The sequence below is a fragment of the uncultured Sphingomonas sp. genome, assembly GCF_913778135.1.
Lineage (GTDB): Bacteria > Pseudomonadota > Alphaproteobacteria > Sphingomonadales > Sphingomonadaceae > Sphingomonas.
Genome location: NZ_CAJYVU010000059.1, coordinates 1 through 15,753, shown reverse-complemented (window position 1 = coordinate 15,753; position 15,753 = coordinate 1). Strand labels below are relative to the sequence as shown.

Sequence of the window (15,753 nt, the reverse complement as noted above, 5' to 3'; positions counted from 1 at the left end):
TTGATCAAGCGACTTAATCGGGCGTGCTACAGATGGGTGCGGACCTGCCAGAGCTCGGGGAACAGCTCGACCTCCAGCATCCGGCGCAGGTAGCTGACCCCGCCGGTGCCACCGGTACCGCGCTTCAGCCCGATGACGCGCTCAACGGTGGTCACGTGGTTGAAGCGCCAGCGGCGGAAGTAATCCTCCAGATCAACCAGTTTTTCCGCCAGTTCGTAGAGCGGCCAGTAGCGCGTGGGATCGCGGTAGACCGTCGCCCAGGCGTCGGTCACCGCCGGATCGGGCGTGCGCTCGACATGCCAGTCGCGCGTCGGATCGGCGAGCAGCCCGCGCGCGTGGAGCAGCAGCAATGCGGCGTCGTAGATGCTGGGGCTCGCGAGGATCTGTTCCAGCGTGGCGAGCGTGTCGGCGCGGTGGCGGTGCGGATCAAGCATCGCGTGATGGCGATTGCCGCACAGGAATTCGATCGCGCGATACTGCCACGACTGGAACCCAGACGACTGGCCGAGCGCATCGCGGAAGGTCGTGTATTCGCTCGGCGTCATGGTGCGCAGCACGTCCCACGCGCCGTTCAACTGTTCCAGGATGCGGCTGACGCGCGTGAGCATCTTGAATGCGTCGGGCAGTCGGTCGGCGAGGATCGCGTCGCGCGCGCTGGTGAGTTCGTGCACCGCCAGCTTCATCCAGAGTTCGCTGGTCTGATGCTGGATGATGAACAGCAGTTCGTCATGCGCGGTCGAGCGCGGATGCTGCGCGGTCAGCACGCGGTCGAGTGCCAGGTAATCGGCATAGGCCATCTTGCCGGCGAAGTTGAGCTCGGCGCCCTCGTGAGCGGGAGCAGCGTGCGGTGCGTCGTCGCTCACGTGACGGCTGCGCGCTGCTGAAACTCGGGCGCCTCGTAGGCGCGGGTGTCGATCACGTCGGCGAGGATCGTGGCGGCCTGCACCACCTCGGCGTCGGACAGGTACAAGGGTGTGAAGCCGAAGCGCAGGATGTCGGGCGCGCGGACGTCGCCGATCACGCCGCGCGCGATCAGCGCCTGCATCACCGAGTAAGCGTGATCGTGGCGGAACGACACCTGGCTGCCGCGTGCGTGCGGATCGCGCGGCGAGGCGAGCGTCAACGTGGCGCAGCGTCGCTCGACCTCGCGGATGAACGTCTCGGACAACCGGATTGCGGCGGCGCGCAGTTCGGCCATGTCGACGCCGTCCCATGCGTCGAGCGCGGCGTTCAGGATCGACAAGGCGACGATCGGCGGCGTGCCGACGCGCATCCGCTCGATGCCGGGGGCGGGACGATAGGCGCGCTCGAACGCGAACGGTTCGGCATGACCGAGCCAGCCCGACAGGATCGGCTGCGCGTGGTCGGCGTGGCGGGGTGCGACATAGATGAAGGCGGGGCTGCCGGGACCGCCGTTCAGATATTTGTAGGTGCACCCCACCGCGAAGTCGGCATTGGCTTGTTCCAGATGGACGGGGATCGCGCCGGCGGAATGGGCGAGGTCCCAGACGGTCACTGCGCCGGCCGCGTGCGCGCGTGCGGTCAGCGCCGCCATGTCGTGGAGGCGTCCGGTGCGGTAATCGACCTCGGTCAGCATCGTGACCGCTACGCCCTCGTCGATCGCGTCGGCGACTCCTTCGGGTGCAACGACCTTCAGCTCGCGCCCGCCGAGTGCGGTGAGCAGTCCGTCGGCGATGTAGAGGTCACTGGGGAAATTGCCGCTGTCGCTCAGGACCACGCGGCGGTCGGGCGGGGCGAGCGCCAATGCGGCGGCGAGCGCCTGGAACACCTTGATCGACAGCGTGTCGCCGGTGACGACGCTGGCCGGCGGCGCGCCGACCAGCCGCGCGATCCGGTCGCCGACGCGCGCGGGCAGCGCCATCCAGTTGCTGTCGTTCCAGGCGCGGATCAGCTGGTCGCCCCATTGCTCGCGCAGCACCTGGCGCACGCGCGCCTCGGCGACGAGCGGCAGCGGGCCGAGCGAGTTGCCGTCGAGGTAGATTACGCCCTCGGGCAGGTGGAACAGCGCGCGCGTCGCGGCGAAATCGGTCATGCGGGTGCGTTTAGCGGGTCCGCGGGCCAAGTCCTAGAAGTGCGCGTTAATCGGCCGCGACGACGTGTCCTTCGGGCGGGGTCGGGCGGCGGCACAGCCAGACGATGACGAGCAGTCCGACGCTCAGGTACGAGCTGATGCGGAACAGGTCGGTCGAGGCGAGGAGATACGCCTGCCCCACCATCTGCCGCGTGATCGCGCCCGCCGCCTGCTCGGCCGACAGCCCCATGCGCGCCAGTTGCTCGGCCGCCATGCGGTAGGGCACGCCGCTGCCGATCGCCTCGGCCAGCCGAGACTGGTGCAACGCCTCGCGCCGGTCCCAGGCGGTCGTGATGATCGAGGCCGCGAACGAGCCCGCGACGATGCGCGCGAAGTTGGAGATGCCGGTCGCCGAGGGCAGCCGCTCCGCCGGGATGCGATCGATCGCGATCGTCAGCATGGACAGGAAGAACGTGCTCATCGACACGCCCTGCACCAGCAGCGGCAGCATGAAGTCGGTGAAGCTTGCGGTGGTCGTGAAGCCCGAGCGCATCCAGTAGCTGATCGCGAAGCCGATGAACGCGACACTGGCGAGCAGCCGCGCGTCGAACTTGCCCGACAGGCGTGCGACGAACGGCGTCAGCAGCACCGCGACGACGCCACTGGGTGCGGCGACCAGCCCGGCCCATGTCGCGGTGTAGCCGAGCTGGGTCTGCAACCACAGCGGGAGGATCAGCAGGTTGGCGAAGAACACCGCATAGCCGAGCGCGAATGCGAGGTTGCCGATCAGGAAGTTACGCCTGGCGAACAGCGACAGGTCGACGGTCGGGTTCTCGTCGGTCAACTCCCAGATCACCCAGGCGATGAAGCCGATCGCGGCGACGATCGTCAGCACGATGATTGCGGGATCGTTGAACCAGTCGGCATTCTTGCCGAGGTCGAGCATTACCTGGAGCGCGCCGACCCAGACGACGAGCAATCCCAGCCCGACCGCGTCGATCGGCAGCTTCGCGGTCGGTGTCTCGCGCGACTTCAGGTTGGTCCAGCACATGAACGCGACGAAGATGCCGAACGGCACGTTGATGAGGAAGATCAGCGACCAGTGATAATTGTCGGAGATGTAGCCGCCCAGGATCGGCCCCATCACCGGCGCGACCAGAGTCGTCATCGACCAGATGCCGAGCGCGGTGGCGCGTTTCTGCGGTGGGAAGATCGCGATCAAGAGCGCCTGGCTGCCGGGCATGATCGGGCCGGCGGTGGCGCCCTGCAGTACGCGAAAGAGGATCAGCGACGGCAGGTTCCAGGCGATGCCGCACAGGAACGAGGCGAGCGTGAACAGGGCAACCGCGGTGCAGAACACGCGCACCACGCCGAACCGCCGCATCAGCCAGCCGGTCAGCGGCACAGCGATCCCGTTCGAGACCGCAAAGGCGGTGATGACCCAGGTCGAATTGTCGCTGCTGACGCCCAGATTGCCCGCGATCGTCGGCAGCGACACGTTGGCGATGGTCGAATCGAGCACCATCATGAACGTGCCGAGTGCGAGCGCGAACGAGGTGAGCGCCAGCTGCCCGCCGACCATCGGCGGTGGCCCGCCACCGGCATCTGCCGCCTGCGCCGGGTTCGCCGCGGGGCGGATAGGCGCGTTGGCCTGCGCTTGCGCGGGTGCTGCCTCGGCTAGCTTGCTGGCGGCGCTCTGTTCGACCACGGAAACGTTACCGGTTCGCGGCGATGATCTGGCGGATGTTGGCTTCAACCTGCGGGTCGGTGCCGGTCACCTCGCCCTTGTAGGGCGCAGCCGCGACGGCGGCGAGGCGCGCGCCCGACTTGCTCGCGGTGTCGACCACGGTCTTGACCGACAGGCCGACGCGCAGCGGGTTGGCGGCGAGTTCGCGCGGATCGAGCGCGATGCGCACCGGCACGCGCTGCACGATCTTGATCCAGTTGCCGCTGGCGTTCTGCGGCGGCAGCAGCGCGAAGGCGTTGCCGCTGCCCGCGCCGACGCCCGCGACCTTGCCGTGGAAGACCAGGTCGTCGCCGTAGGTATCGGCGGTGACGCGTACCGGCTGACCGATGCGCAAGTCCTTCAACTGCGTTTCGCGGAAATTGGCGTCGACCCAGACGCGCTTGAGCGGCACCACCGCCATCAACGGCGTGCCCGCGGCGATCTGCTGCCCGACCTGCACCGTACGCTGCGCGACGACGCCGTCGATGGGGGCGACGACGTGCATGTGGCTGCGTACGATCGCGGCGCGGCGATAGGCAGCGATCGCGGCGAGCACCGCGGGGTTGGTGTTGACGTCGGTGCCCTGAACGCTGCTCTGCGCCTGCGCGCGCTGCTGCTGTGCGAGGCGCAGATTGGCGCTGGCGACCTTCACTGCGTCGGCGGCGTGGGACAGTTCCTCGCCCGAAACGGCGCCCTCCGCGGCGGCACCGCGGCGGCGCTGATAATCGTCGCGCGCGCGGGCAAGCTCGGCCTGGGCCTGAACGATCGTCGCGTCCGACTGCCCGACACGCGTAATGTCGGCGCGGGTGGCGCGCACCGCCTTCGCCAGATCGGCAGCGGCGGCGGCGACGTTCACGTCGGCGGTGACGGGATCGAGGTCGATCAGCGGCTGTCCCGCCTTCACGCTCTGCGTATTGTCGGCGTGGATGGCGAGCACGGTGCCGGGATCGCGCGCGGTGATCGCTACCACGTCGCCCGCGACATAAGCGTCGTCGGTCTCCTCCTCGGGTGCGGCCAGCAGGAAGTGGAACACCGCCCAGACGATCAGCGCGACGAGGACGATCACGCCCAGGATCGCGAAGGCGCGACGCCGTGCGCGCGGCTTGCCCGCGGGGGTCTCGAAAGCAGTATCGGTCGCGCTATCGGTCATCGGGGTGTCACGTCCTGAGCAGGGTCGAAGCCGCCACCGAGCGCGATGGCGAGTTGCGCGCGTGCGAGCAGCGCGTCGATCGAAAGGTTGGCGGCGGCGAGCTGCGCGTCGAGCAGCCGCACGTCGTTGTCGACGAGGTCGAGCCGGCTATCGAGCCCGCTCTGCACGCGGATGGCGTTTAGGCGTCCCGTTTCGGCGAACCCTGAGACGACCTGCTGCTGGCGCGTGCGCTCGAGGTCGGCGGCGCGCACCTGCGCGATCGCGTCGGCGGCCTGGCGCGCGGCGTCGATCACCGATTGGTTATACTGCGCGGTCGCGACATCGACGAGCGCGGTCGCCCCCTCCAGCTCGGCGCGCAGCCGCCCGTTGTCGAACAGCGGCAGATGGATCGCCGCGCCGCCGCCCGCGGTGCCAGCGTCGAGATCGAGGAAATTGCCGAAGCCGATCGCCTGCAATCCGACCAGCGCGGTCAAATTGACGTTGGGATAGAAGGCGCGGCGTGCGACCTGCCGCCCGGCCGATGCCGCCTCGACGCGCGCGCGCGCGGCGGCGACATCGGCGCGGCGCGACAGCAGGTCGGCGGGGATCTGCGCCGGGATCGGCAGCGCGGCATCGGTCGGCAGATGCGTGGCACCGATTTGCGCGGCATAGTCGCTGCCGCGTCCGGCCAGCGCGGCGAGCGCGTTGGTCGCGAACACGCGCGCGGCCTGCGCCTGCACCAGCACGAGACGCGCCTGCGCGAGCAGCGTGCCCGCCGCCTGCTGGTCGAGCCGACTGGCGAGGCGGTTGCGCACACGCGCGTCGATCAGGCGGACGCTCTGCTCGCGCGCCGCTATGGTGCGCTGGGCAATCGCGGCCTGCCGCTCGGCGCGCGCGACCTCGGCGTAGCTCTGCATCACAGAGCCTGCGATCATCAGGCGCGCGGCGGCGATGTCGTACTGCGCCGCCTGCAATGATGCGCCCGCCTGCGCGATTGCGGCCTTCTGTCGCCCGAACAGGTCGAGGTTCCAGTCGAGCCCGGCCTGCGCGGTGCCGATCGCGCGAACGGTGCCGGCGAAGGGTGGCGGAATGGTGTAGCGCCCCGACAGACGCGATCCCTGAACCTGCCCGTCGAACGTGACATTGGGTCCGCGCTCCGATCCCTGCCGCGCGAGCACCGCCTGCGCCTGCCGCGTGCGCGCGAGCGCCACGTCGAGCGACGGATTGCCCGCCAGCGCGTCGGCAATCAGCCGGTCGAGCTGGGGGTCGCCCACCACCGTCCAGAAATCGGGCGCGAGCTGTACCGAAGGACCGGCGAGCGCGAGGTCGCTCGCCGCCTTTGGCGTCAGCATTGGGCGTGTGTCGGGCGGCGTGCAGGCGGCCAGACCCAGTGCCATTGGCGCGCTGACGGCGAGCAGGCTGGTGAGCAACGGCCGGGTCAACGGGCGGGTCATGCGAACTCTTCCAGCGTGCGGCGCAGCTTCTGCAATTGCGCGATCAGCGCGATGGTTTCTTCCGTGCTCCAGTCGGCGAGCACGGTGTTCCACAGCGCGATCACCTTGTCGCGGCTGCGCATCGCCACGGCCTGCCCCTCGTCGGTGAGCGACAGGTTGACGAGGCGCCGGTCGGCGTCGTCGCGGTCGCGCTGCACCAGCCCCTTGGCCTCGAGCACGTCGATCATCCGCGTCATCGCACCCTTGTCGTGCGCGAGATCGCGCGCGAGCGCCGCGCAGGTCGTCTGGCCGAAATGGATCGCGATCAGCGCCGACCATTGAATGCCGGTCAGCCCCTCGTCGGCGCAGGCGGCATCGATCCGCGCGTAGCCGAGCTGGTGGATCGAGCGCACCAGATAGCCGATCGAGGTTTCGGGAAGAAAGGTTTCCCGCGTGTAAGCATTCATGACGGTTGCTATGGCAACGGTTGCTTCGGCAGTCAACTGCGAGAGCTACTGACAGCGATGAAGATAAGTTGGGTGGGGAGCATTGCCGCCGGCCGGGCCGCTGCTATGCTCCGGCAAAACACCACGGCAAAACATCTTAGGGAGCGTGCCAGTCTTGACCTTCAAGTCGTTCCTCGCCGCGAGCGTCGCGCTCGCCGGTCTCACCCCCGCTGCCTGGGCGCAGTCCGCGCCGCCGTCGACCGCCGCCGCGGCGCCGGTGTCGTCGCTCGTCAGCGCGGTCGACATCCCGTATCAGCAGTTCACGCTCAAGAACGGACTGCGCGTCGTCGTTCATACCGATCGCAAGGCACCGGTCGTTGCCGTGAGTGTCTGGTACGATGTCGGGTCGAAGCACGAACCGAAGGGCAAGACGGGCTTCGCGCATCTGTTCGAGCACCTGATGTTCAACGGCAGCGAGAATGCGCCGGGTGACTTCTTCGAGCCGCTGCAGCAGGTCGGCGCGACCGATTTCAACGGCACGACCTATTTCGACCGCACCAATTATTTCGAGACGGTGCCGCGCGCCGCGCTAGATCGGGCGTTGTTCCTCGAATCCGATCGCATGGGTTACCTGACCGGCGCGATCACGCAGGGCGTTCTCGACGAGCAGCGCGGCGTCGTCCAGAACGAGAAGCGTCAGGGGGACAACCAGCCCTACGGCCTGCTCGAGTACAAGCTGACCGAGGGTCTGTTTCCCGCGACACACCCCTACGGGCACACGACGATCGGATCGATGGCGGACCTCGACGCGGCGACGCTGACCACGGTCAAGGACTGGTTCCGCGACCATTACGGTCCGAACAATGCGGTGCTGGTGCTGGCGGGCGACATCGATGTCGCGACCGCGCGCCCGCTGGTCGAGAAGTATTTCGGCGCGATCCCCACCGGCCCCAAGAGCGTCGCGCCGGCGGCGGCGGTTCCGGCCTCGCTGCCCGGTCCGGCGAGTGCGGTGATCAAGGACAATGTCGCCGCGACGATGATCGTCAAGACCTGGGCAGTGCCGGGGTTGAACGATCCCGCCGCCGCACCGCTCGACGTGGCGGCGGGCGTGCTCGGCGGGCTGGAAAGCTCGCGCTTCGACAACGAACTGGTCAAGCGCGACAAGCTGGCGGTGCAGGTGTCGGCGGACAACAGCAGCTTCGCACAGGTCGGCACGTTCACGATCAACGCCATCGTGCGTCCCGGCGTCGATCCCGCGGTCGTCTCGCGCCGGATGGACGAGATCATGGCCGAGTTCCTGAGGAACGGGCCGAGCGCGGACGAGGTCAACCGCTACGTCACGCAGACCGTGTCGCGCCGGATCAACGGCCTGGAGTCGGTCGGCGGCTTCGGCGGCAAGGCGGTCGCGCTGGCGGAAGGCGCGCTCTATTCGAACGATCCGGGCTATTACAAGAAACAGCTCGCCCGGCTCGCCGCGCAGACGCCGGCGAGCGTCAAGGCGGCGGCGGACAAGTGGCTGTCGCGCCCAAGCTTCTCGGTCGAAGTCGTGCCGGGCAAGCGCGACGCGTACGAGGAGGCGAAGGTACCGCCCGCCGTCGCGGTGCAGGCTGCACCCGAACCCGCGCCCAAGGGCACGCGCGGGCCGCTGCCGGGCGTCGGTCAGATCGCTGGCCTCACCTTCCCCAAGGTGGAGCGCGCGCGGCTGTCGAACGGGATGGAGATCGTCTACGCGCAGCGCGCCACCGTGCCGATGACGCAGGCGGTGCTGAGCTTCGACGCCGGGGTCGCGGCGGACGTGGCGGACAAGCTCGGCACGCAGCAGCTGACGCTGGCGATGATCGACGAGGGTACGCGCTCGCTGAATTCAGTGCAGCTGGCCGAGGCGAAGGAGCGGCTGGGCGCGACGATCGGCACGGGCAGCTCGGCCGATCGCACCACCTTGTCGCTGCAGGTGCCGAGCGCGAACCTTTCTGCGGCGTCGCAGATCTGGGCCGATATCGCGCGCGCGCCGGCCTTCCCCGAGAGCGAGCTCGGCCGCGTCAAGACGCAGCAGCTGACGCAGATCCAGCAGGAGCTGACCAGCCCAGGGGGGCTGGCACAACGCGTGCTGCCCAAGCTGATCGCGCCAAACTCGCCCTACGCCAAGGCGCAGGGTTCGGGTGATCCGCGCGCGGTGCAGGCATTGACCCGCACCGATCTCGTCGCGTTCCAGCAGGCGTGGCTGCGGCCGGACAAGGCGAAGATCTTCGTCGTCTCCGACCGGCCGCTCGCCGAGGTGCGACAGGTGATGGAGCAGCGCTTCGGCGATTGGCGGGCGACCGGCAGTGCCGGGCAAAAGGTGTTCCCGGCCGCGGGCGGCGCCTTGCCCAAGTCGCGCATCGTGCTGATCGATCGGCCGGACAGTCCGCAGTCGCTGATCGTCGCGGGCGCCCAGACGGGGTTGAAGGGCACCGACGACCTGCTGCCGGTCGAGGTCGGCAACGATGCACTGGGCGGCAGCTTCCTCGGCCGCATCAACATGGACCTGCGCGAGACGAAGCACTGGTCCTATGGCGCGGGTGGCAATTTCCGCCGCAACGAGATGGCGGCACCCTATTCGGTGCAGGCGCCGGTGCAGGCGAACCAGACGGGGCCATCGATCGCGGCGATGCGCAGCGACATCGCGGGCTATGTCGGCGCGCAGCCGATGACGCAGGACGAGTTCGAGCGCGCGATCAACGGCGCGACACGCTCGCTGTCGGGCGATTTCGAGACCTCGGGCGACGTGCTGCGCGCGATGCAGGCGAACGACCTCTACAAGCGGCCGGACGATTATTACGCCACGATCACGCAGAAATATCGCGCGCTGACGCTGCCGCAGGTGACCGCGGCGACCAGGGCGGTGATCGATCCGAACAAGTTCGTCTGGGTCGTCGTCGGCGATGCCAAGCAGGTCCAGCCGCAGCTCGGCACGCTTGGCCTGCCGGTGGAGGTAATACCCGCCGCAGCAGTAGTTGCGCCATCGACTGGCGGCGCACCGGTGGCCGCACCGGCCGCAACGCCCGCGCCGGCGCGGCGTTGAGCCCGCTTGCACATTTTCGTGAACGCTTAAGGAGAGCATCATGGCCAATCTCGACGGTACCTACGATTGCACGGTCAAATCGCCGCTCGGCGACCAGAACCTGACGCTGACGGTCAAGACCGAGGGCAACAGCTTCACCGGCCAGGCCTCAGGCGCGATGGGCGCGTCCGACGTGTCGGGCGAGGTCGACGGCGACACGCTCAAGTGGAAGCAGCAGATGACCTCGCCGATGCCGATGACGCTCGATTGCAGCGCCACGATCGACGGCGACACCGTGACCGGACAGGTTGGCGCGGGCGCGTTCGGCAGCTTCCCGCTGTCGGGTACGCGCAAGGGCTGAACGACCGGATGAGTACGCGTCGCCAGGTGCGGCGCGTGCCCGCCTCTCGGCATCGTGCTGACGGGCTCCCGACCAGCCTGTATGCGGCGCCGATGGCGAGAAAGAAGCGCTACCTGACCGCGACGATGCCCGATGGCTACGTCAAGACGATCGGGCCGACCGCGTCGCCCTTCACACATTTCTGGCGCATCGTCGCCGAGCTGGAGAACGGCAGAACCGAGGTGTTCTGGGGCCACGCCGCGTCGTTGAAGGAAGCGGCCGCGAAGAAGCAGGCGGCAGCCGATGCCGCGCGACAGCGGGGCTGGCGCGATTACCTGTTCGAGGTCGTCCCCTTGGCGGAACACCGCGACGACCCACGCCGCGCCTGACGCGTCAGCAGCCGGTTAGTCCTTTTTCGTCTCCGGCATCGCCATCAGGTAGAGCGAGAACCCTACCGCCGCGATTGCCGCCAGCGTCAGGAAGCTGGCGCTGTACCCTGCCCAGACGATGATCGCGCCCGCCATGCTCGCCGACAGCGCGGCACCCAGACCCTGCGTTGTCGCGACCGCGCCCTGGCTGACGTTGAAGCGGCCGGAACCCTCGGTCAGATCGGCGATGACGACCGGAAACAACGCGCCGAAAATGCCCGCGCCAACGCCGTCCAGCGCCTGCACCCCGACCAGCCACCACGGATTGTCCGACACGGTATACAGCGCGCCGCGCGCCGCCAGGAACGCGAAGGCGACGAGGAAGATCGGCTTCGTGCCCCAGCGGTCGGCGTTGCGCCCGACCAGCATTGCGACCGGCACCATCACCAGCTGCGCCGCGACGATGCACGCGGCGGTGAGCGAGGTCGCCTGATCCTTGCCGACGCTTTTCGCCAGCAACTGACTGACCGAGGTCAACATCGCGGCGTTCGACAGGTGGAACAGGAATGCGATGACGGCGAAGATCAGCAGCGGCTTGTTCTCGATCAGCGTCTTCCACCCGCTCGGCTCTTCACAGCCTTCCTCGGGTTCGCAGTCGAGCCCGCGCGCGACCGCATTGTCGATGTCGTCGTTGCGGATGCGCGCGGCGCTGATGATGCTCGCGACCGTCAGCGCGCCCATCAGGTAGAAGACGACCACAGGCCCGAACTTCCATGCCAATCCGCCCGCGAGTGCCGCCGACACCGCATTGCCGGCGTGGTTGAACGCCTCGTTGCGGCCGACGCGCTTGGCGAACAGCTTCGGCCCGACGAGCCCGAGCGTGATGCCGGAGATCGCGGGCGCGAACACGGCGCCCGCGGCCGCCGCGATCGACTGCGTCGCGGTCACTGCAGCGAAGCCGTGGACGAACGGGAGCGAAACGCTGGTCAGCGTGACGAGCAGCGCGGCGGCCATGACGATCCGCGGCTTGTTGCGGCTCTTGTCGATCAGGCTGCCCGCGGGGGTCTGCGCCAGCAGGCCGAAGATGCCGGCGATCGTCAGCACCATGCCGACCGTCGCCTCGTTCCAGCCGTGCGCCGGCCCGCGCACCGCGACGAGGTAGATGGCGAGATACGGACCCAGTCCGTCGCGCACGTCGGCCAGGAAGAAGTTCAGTGCGTCAAGCGTGCGGCCGGGTGCTCCCCGTTTCGGGGTCGAGCTGCCTGCCATGATCGATGCCGTTGCCGTCGCCATGATCCGTTTCCCGTCGTTCGAGCCAGCGTGTCAGAATTTGGAAATGAGCGTCACGCCGCCGATCATCAGCGCGGCGCCCAGAAAGCGCATCGGATTCATCGAATGCTGCTCCATCCGCAGCAGCCCGAAATGATCGATCGCGAGACTCGCCAGGATGTTGGCGGTGATAGTGACGCCGTTGACCGGCCCAGCGCCCAGTTTCTGGATAAACGTGAAGCCCGCGAACACCGCCACCGCGCCAACGATCCCGCCGAGCGGCGCCCACCACGGCATCGCCGCGAGATCGCCGACGCTGGGCAACGGGCGCGGCATGCACGCGAACAGCGCGGCGGTGACGAACAGCACGAGCATGAACGACACCGACGTCGCGAGCCACGGATTACCGAGTGACTTGTTCAGCTCGCCACCCATCGCGGCACCGACGGCCTGCAGCATGCCGGCGACGAAGATGAAAGGGAAAGCCCAGGCGGCATTCATGGTGTCATCCTCATACCAGCAGCCGCACGCCGAGCGCGGCGATGAGTGCGAGCGGCATCGCCACCGCGCCGACCTTCAGAAAGGCGAGGAAGCCGACATCCTCGCCCTCGCGCCGGATCACCTGCAACCACAGGATAGTGGCGAGCGAGCCGGTGACCGACAGATTGGGTCCGAGGTCGACGCCGATCAGCAGCGCGTCGGTGACGATCTGCGGCGGCTGCGCCTGCGCGACGGCAGTGGCGGCGACGAGGCCGGCGGGCAGGTTGTTCATCAGGTTGCACACAAAGGCCAGGATCGTGCCTGATGCGGCGGCGGCCTGAACCGGCTGCGCGGAGGCGGCACGCAGCCATGCGGCGACGTGCGCGATCACGCCGGTGCGATCGAGCGCTTCGACCAGCACGAACAATCCGGCGACGAGCGGCAGCACGCCCCACGACACCTGCCGCGCGAGCGTGAGCGGCGACGCCTTTGCCGCCGCGGAGACCACAAGCGCGGTCGCGATTCCGGCGATCGCGGTCGGCAGACCGAGCTCGCGGTCGAGTGCAGAGACGACCAGCAGCAGTGCCGCAGTCGCAACGATGCCGAGGATTGCGAGCTTCCCCGGACCGGTCAGCGCCTCGCGCGCAACGTCGCTTTCGCACGCGCCCGCGATCCGGCGCGCCTGCGTCCACCGCAGGACGAGGAAGGTGACGACGATTGATGCGATAGACGGTAGCGCGAACGAGCGCAGCCATTGTCCGAGCGGCGGCATGTGCCCGCCGTAGAGCACGAGGTTGGCAGGGTTGGAGATCGGCAGCACGAAGCTGGCCGCATTGGCGATCAGCGCGCAGGCGAACAGCAAGGGCAGCGGGTCGGCCTTCGCCTTCTTCGCCGCGGCGAACACCGCGGGGGTCAGCACCACCGCGGTTGCGTCGTTCGACATGAACGTCGTGACGATCACGCCGGTGGCGTAGACGAGCAGGAACAGCCGCGCGCGTGACCCGTTGCTGGCGTTCACCGCGGTGGCGGCGATCCAGTCGAACGCACCGTGTTCGCGCGCAGTCTCGCTCAGCAGCATCATGCCGGTAAGGAACAGGTAGACATCGAGCCCCTTGGCGACCGCGCCGCCCGCTTCGCCAAGCGGCATCAGTCCGAGCAGGACGAGCAGAGCCGCACCCGCGACCGCCCAGATCCATTCGGGCCAGCGCATCGGCCGCGCGATCACCGCCGCGGTCGACAGCCCCGCGATCGCCCAGCTGGCGCCCGTGGCGAGGCTTACCATCCGCCACCGTTCTTGTTGGGACCAAGCTGCGCGCCGTCGATCCCGGCGATCGGCCACGCACCGACTGCGTGACATTCCTGCCCGGGTGCGACCGGCAGGCGGCGCTTCGGGATCGCGTCGGCGCCGCGCACCAGCACGTCGATCGTGTCAGACCGGTGTTCACAATTGACGCGCAGCGCGTGCAGCCCGGCGTTGAGCGACACCTCACTGCGCCACAGTCCGTCCGCACCGCGCGTCATCGGCGTGGCGGTCGAGCCATGCTCCAAGGTCACGTCGATATTGTCGGGGGCACCATCGACGCGCGCGGTCACGGTCACGTTGCCCGGCCGCGGCACCTGCAGCGGATCGGCGGGGCGGGTGACGAGGCGTCGGTCGCACGGCGACACGATCTGCACGTGTGGCCAGGGCGCGTCGACCGCGCGGAAGCGCCAGCTCGGCACGCCATCGTGGACGGTGACGATCGCGAACCCGGCGCGGCCGCGATCCTCTTCGATTTGCCCGGTGGAGCGCGTTGCGCCGTAGACGACGTAGCCGTCGTTCAGCAACTCGTTGTAGTGCGTGTGCCCGGTGTCGACGAAGGCCACGTGGCCGTAGAGTAAGCTTTGCGCAACCGCGTCGCCGTCCGCCGCGAGATCACCCGGATAGGCGTGCATGAAGACGAGCGGCGTCTGCCGTTCGGCGCTGGCGCGCGCGAGTTCCTCGGCGATACGGTTGCGGTCGTGCATCGTCAGGCGGAAGTCGGGACCGCCGGCGCCCGCCGACACGATGTCGAGGAAGATGCACCGGTGGTCGGCGATCACCTCGTGTTCCGGACGGTTCTCGGGCGGGATCGCGGCGTCGTAGGCGGAAAGGTCGCCGGGCTCGAAATCGTGGTCGCCGGGGATAATGCGCCATGGCACGGTCAAGGCTGCGAGCGCGTCGGTCATGACGCGATATTGTTCGGGCGTGCCGTGATTGGCGTTGTCGCCGGGCAGATAGACGAAGTCGACCGACCCACGCAGCCGGGTTTCGATCTGATGGACGATCGCCACCAGTCGGTCGCGGCTTTCCCAGCCGTCCGCCTCGTCGAGGTGCAGATCGCCGATATGCACCCACGTAATCGAACGGGACGGTATTCGCGCATCAGTCATGCCGGCGTTCCATCGGGTGCCCTTCCTGAGAGTGGCGTTGGAACTCAGCAATGTTCAGAAATGTCCACGTCGGCCAGAATAAAGTAGATCAGTCCTCCTTCGGCCCGCGTGGACACCGCGACCGGTTCGGGCGTTTGCAGCGCCATGTCGGCCAGCCAGCTAGAAACCCGTTTGTCGCACCATCTCGACCTCACCTTTGCCGAGCGCGACGCGCTGCGCTGGCTCGAACGGCGCGAGCGGTCGTATCCGGCCGGCGCGGTGATCTTTCACGAAGGCGAGGCGATCGAGAACCTCTACATCGTCGGCAGTGGTTGGCTGCACAGTTCGGTGACGCTGCGCGACGGCGACCGGCAGATTCTGCGCTTCTATTTCATCGGCGACATAACGACGACGCTGTCGGTCGCGTGGCAGCACAGCGCGGCGACGTTGCAGGCGGTCAGCGACACGACGCTGTTCGAAATCCCGAAGGAGCATTTCGGTGACCTGTTCCGCAAGCATCCGCGGCTGGGCGCGTTGATGTTCGCGATCTCCGCGTCGGAACAGGTGTCGATCGGCGACCGGCTCACCTCGATCAGCAAGACCGACGGGTTTACGCGCATCGCGACATTGCTGCTCGATATCCGCTCGCGGTTGCGCGTGGTCGACAATCTGGAGGGCAGCGCGTTCGAATTGCCGTTGACGCAGAAGGACATCGGCGATGCGGTGGGTTTGACCAAGACGCACGTCAACCGATCGCTCAAGGCGCTGGAGGCGACCGGGCTGGTCGAGCGCGACGGGCGCGTGGTGCGGATCACCGATGTCGACCGGCTCGCCGCCTTGGTCGACTTCCGCGACCGACATGCGGTGATCGCGACCGACTGGTTGCCGCCGGTCGGTGCCGCTGTGTCTCCGACGCTGGAGAAAGTGACATAGATTACATCGCTGTATCAAATCAGTGATGTAGATCACTGCGGCGGAACAAAGTCGCATTTTGTACGTGCGTCATGGGAACGGTGGCGTTGTTCGCTTCTTTCTCCCTTTCATTGGGTCCGCTCTCGGACCGGGGTTGGGGAATGAACATGGCAGAACGGCTGGGCGT

Annotated in this window: 14 protein-coding genes; 4 read left to right on the top strand and 10 right to left on the bottom strand. The window is 68.0% G+C overall.

The genetic code is table 11. The features are described 5' to 3' along the window. Positions 1-26 precede the first annotated feature (26 nt). The 6 genes from kynA to QZ847_RS06180 all read right to left on the bottom strand — a co-directional run bounded on the left by kynA (position 27) and on the right by QZ847_RS06180 (position 6,787). A complete protein-coding gene (kynA, locus tag QZ847_RS06205) occupies positions 27-863 on the bottom strand; it encodes a tryptophan 2,3-dioxygenase (protein ID WP_294354360.1) in 837 nt (278 codons plus the stop codon). Then, complete coding sequence (kynU, locus tag QZ847_RS06200; RefSeq protein WP_294354355.1) at positions 860-2,053, bottom strand: kynureninase; 1,194 nt, start codon at positions 2,051-2,053, stop codon at positions 860-862. Before kynU ends, kynA begins: the two co-directional genes overlap by 4 nt. 46 nt (positions 2,054-2,099) lie before the next feature. Beyond that, entirely contained in the window at positions 2,100-3,614 is a 1,515-nt protein-coding gene (locus QZ847_RS06195) for a DHA2 family efflux MFS transporter permease subunit (protein ID WP_294354415.1), read from the bottom strand. A 133-nt stretch (positions 3,615-3,747) separates the two neighbouring features. Next, positions 3,748-4,908, bottom strand: coding sequence for an efflux RND transporter periplasmic adaptor subunit (locus QZ847_RS06190; RefSeq protein ID WP_294189172.1), 1,161 nt, complete (start codon positions 4,906-4,908; stop codon positions 3,748-3,750). Beyond that, on the bottom strand, positions 4,905-6,341 hold the full coding sequence (locus tag QZ847_RS06185; protein WP_294354351.1) for an efflux transporter outer membrane subunit: 1,437 nt from the start codon (positions 6,339-6,341) through the stop codon (positions 4,905-4,907). The genes QZ847_RS06190 and QZ847_RS06185 overlap by 4 nt, the downstream gene beginning before the upstream one ends. Further along, entirely contained in the window at positions 6,338-6,787 is a 450-nt protein-coding gene (locus tag QZ847_RS06180; RefSeq protein ID WP_294354348.1) for a MarR family winged helix-turn-helix transcriptional regulator, read from the bottom strand. Before QZ847_RS06180 ends, QZ847_RS06185 begins: the two co-directional genes overlap by 4 nt. A gap of 154 nt (positions 6,788-6,941) precedes the next feature. Here QZ847_RS06180 and QZ847_RS06175 point away from each other — a divergent pair, with 154 nt between their 5' ends. The 3 genes from QZ847_RS06175 (at position 6,942) to QZ847_RS06165 (ending at position 10,535) form a co-directional block, all read left to right on the top strand. Continuing rightward, on the top strand, positions 6,942-9,827 hold the full coding sequence (locus QZ847_RS06175; protein ID WP_294354413.1) for a pitrilysin family protein: 2,886 nt from the start codon (positions 6,942-6,944) through the stop codon (positions 9,825-9,827). 40 nt (positions 9,828-9,867) lie between these two features. Further along, positions 9,868-10,167, top strand: a complete 300-nt coding sequence (locus tag QZ847_RS06170) for a hypothetical protein (RefSeq protein WP_294354344.1) — start codon at positions 9,868-9,870, stop codon at positions 10,165-10,167. Between the two features lie 92 nt (positions 10,168-10,259). Continuing rightward, the gene (locus QZ847_RS06165) at positions 10,260-10,535 is read left to right on the top strand and encodes a hypothetical protein (RefSeq protein ID WP_294354341.1); all 276 of its coding nucleotides are present in this window, start codon (positions 10,260-10,262) and stop codon (positions 10,533-10,535) included. A gap of 15 nt (positions 10,536-10,550) precedes the next feature. Here the strand turns inward: QZ847_RS06165 and QZ847_RS06160 are convergent, their stop codons facing one another. The 4 genes from QZ847_RS06160 to QZ847_RS06145 are packed head-to-tail and all read right to left on the bottom strand — an operon-like array spanning position 10,551 to position 14,675. Next, positions 10,551-11,807 carry an MFS transporter gene (locus QZ847_RS06160; RefSeq protein WP_294354337.1) on the bottom strand — a complete coding sequence of 419 codons (1,257 nt, stop codon included), beginning with the start codon at positions 11,805-11,807 and terminating at the stop codon, positions 10,551-10,553. A 30-nt stretch (positions 11,808-11,837) separates the two neighbouring features. After that, the gene (locus QZ847_RS06155; protein ID WP_294354332.1) at positions 11,838-12,284 is read right to left on the bottom strand and encodes a DMT family transporter; all 447 of its coding nucleotides are present in this window, start codon (positions 12,282-12,284) and stop codon (positions 11,838-11,840) included. Between the two features lie 10 nt (positions 12,285-12,294). Then, positions 12,295-13,545, bottom strand: coding sequence for an arsenic transporter (locus QZ847_RS06150; RefSeq protein WP_294354329.1), 1,251 nt, complete (start codon positions 13,543-13,545; stop codon positions 12,295-12,297). Next, complete coding sequence (locus QZ847_RS06145) at positions 13,539-14,675, bottom strand: metallophosphoesterase (protein WP_294354327.1); 1,137 nt, start codon at positions 14,673-14,675, stop codon at positions 13,539-13,541. Before QZ847_RS06145 ends, QZ847_RS06150 begins: the two co-directional genes overlap by 7 nt. Before the next feature lie 144 nt (positions 14,676-14,819). On the opposite strand from QZ847_RS06145, the gene QZ847_RS06140 reads away from it, so the two are divergent. Beyond that, the gene (locus QZ847_RS06140) at positions 14,820-15,587 is read left to right on the top strand and encodes a Crp/Fnr family transcriptional regulator (protein ID WP_294354325.1); all 768 of its coding nucleotides are present in this window, start codon (positions 14,820-14,822) and stop codon (positions 15,585-15,587) included. Positions 15,588-15,753 lie beyond the last annotated feature (166 nt).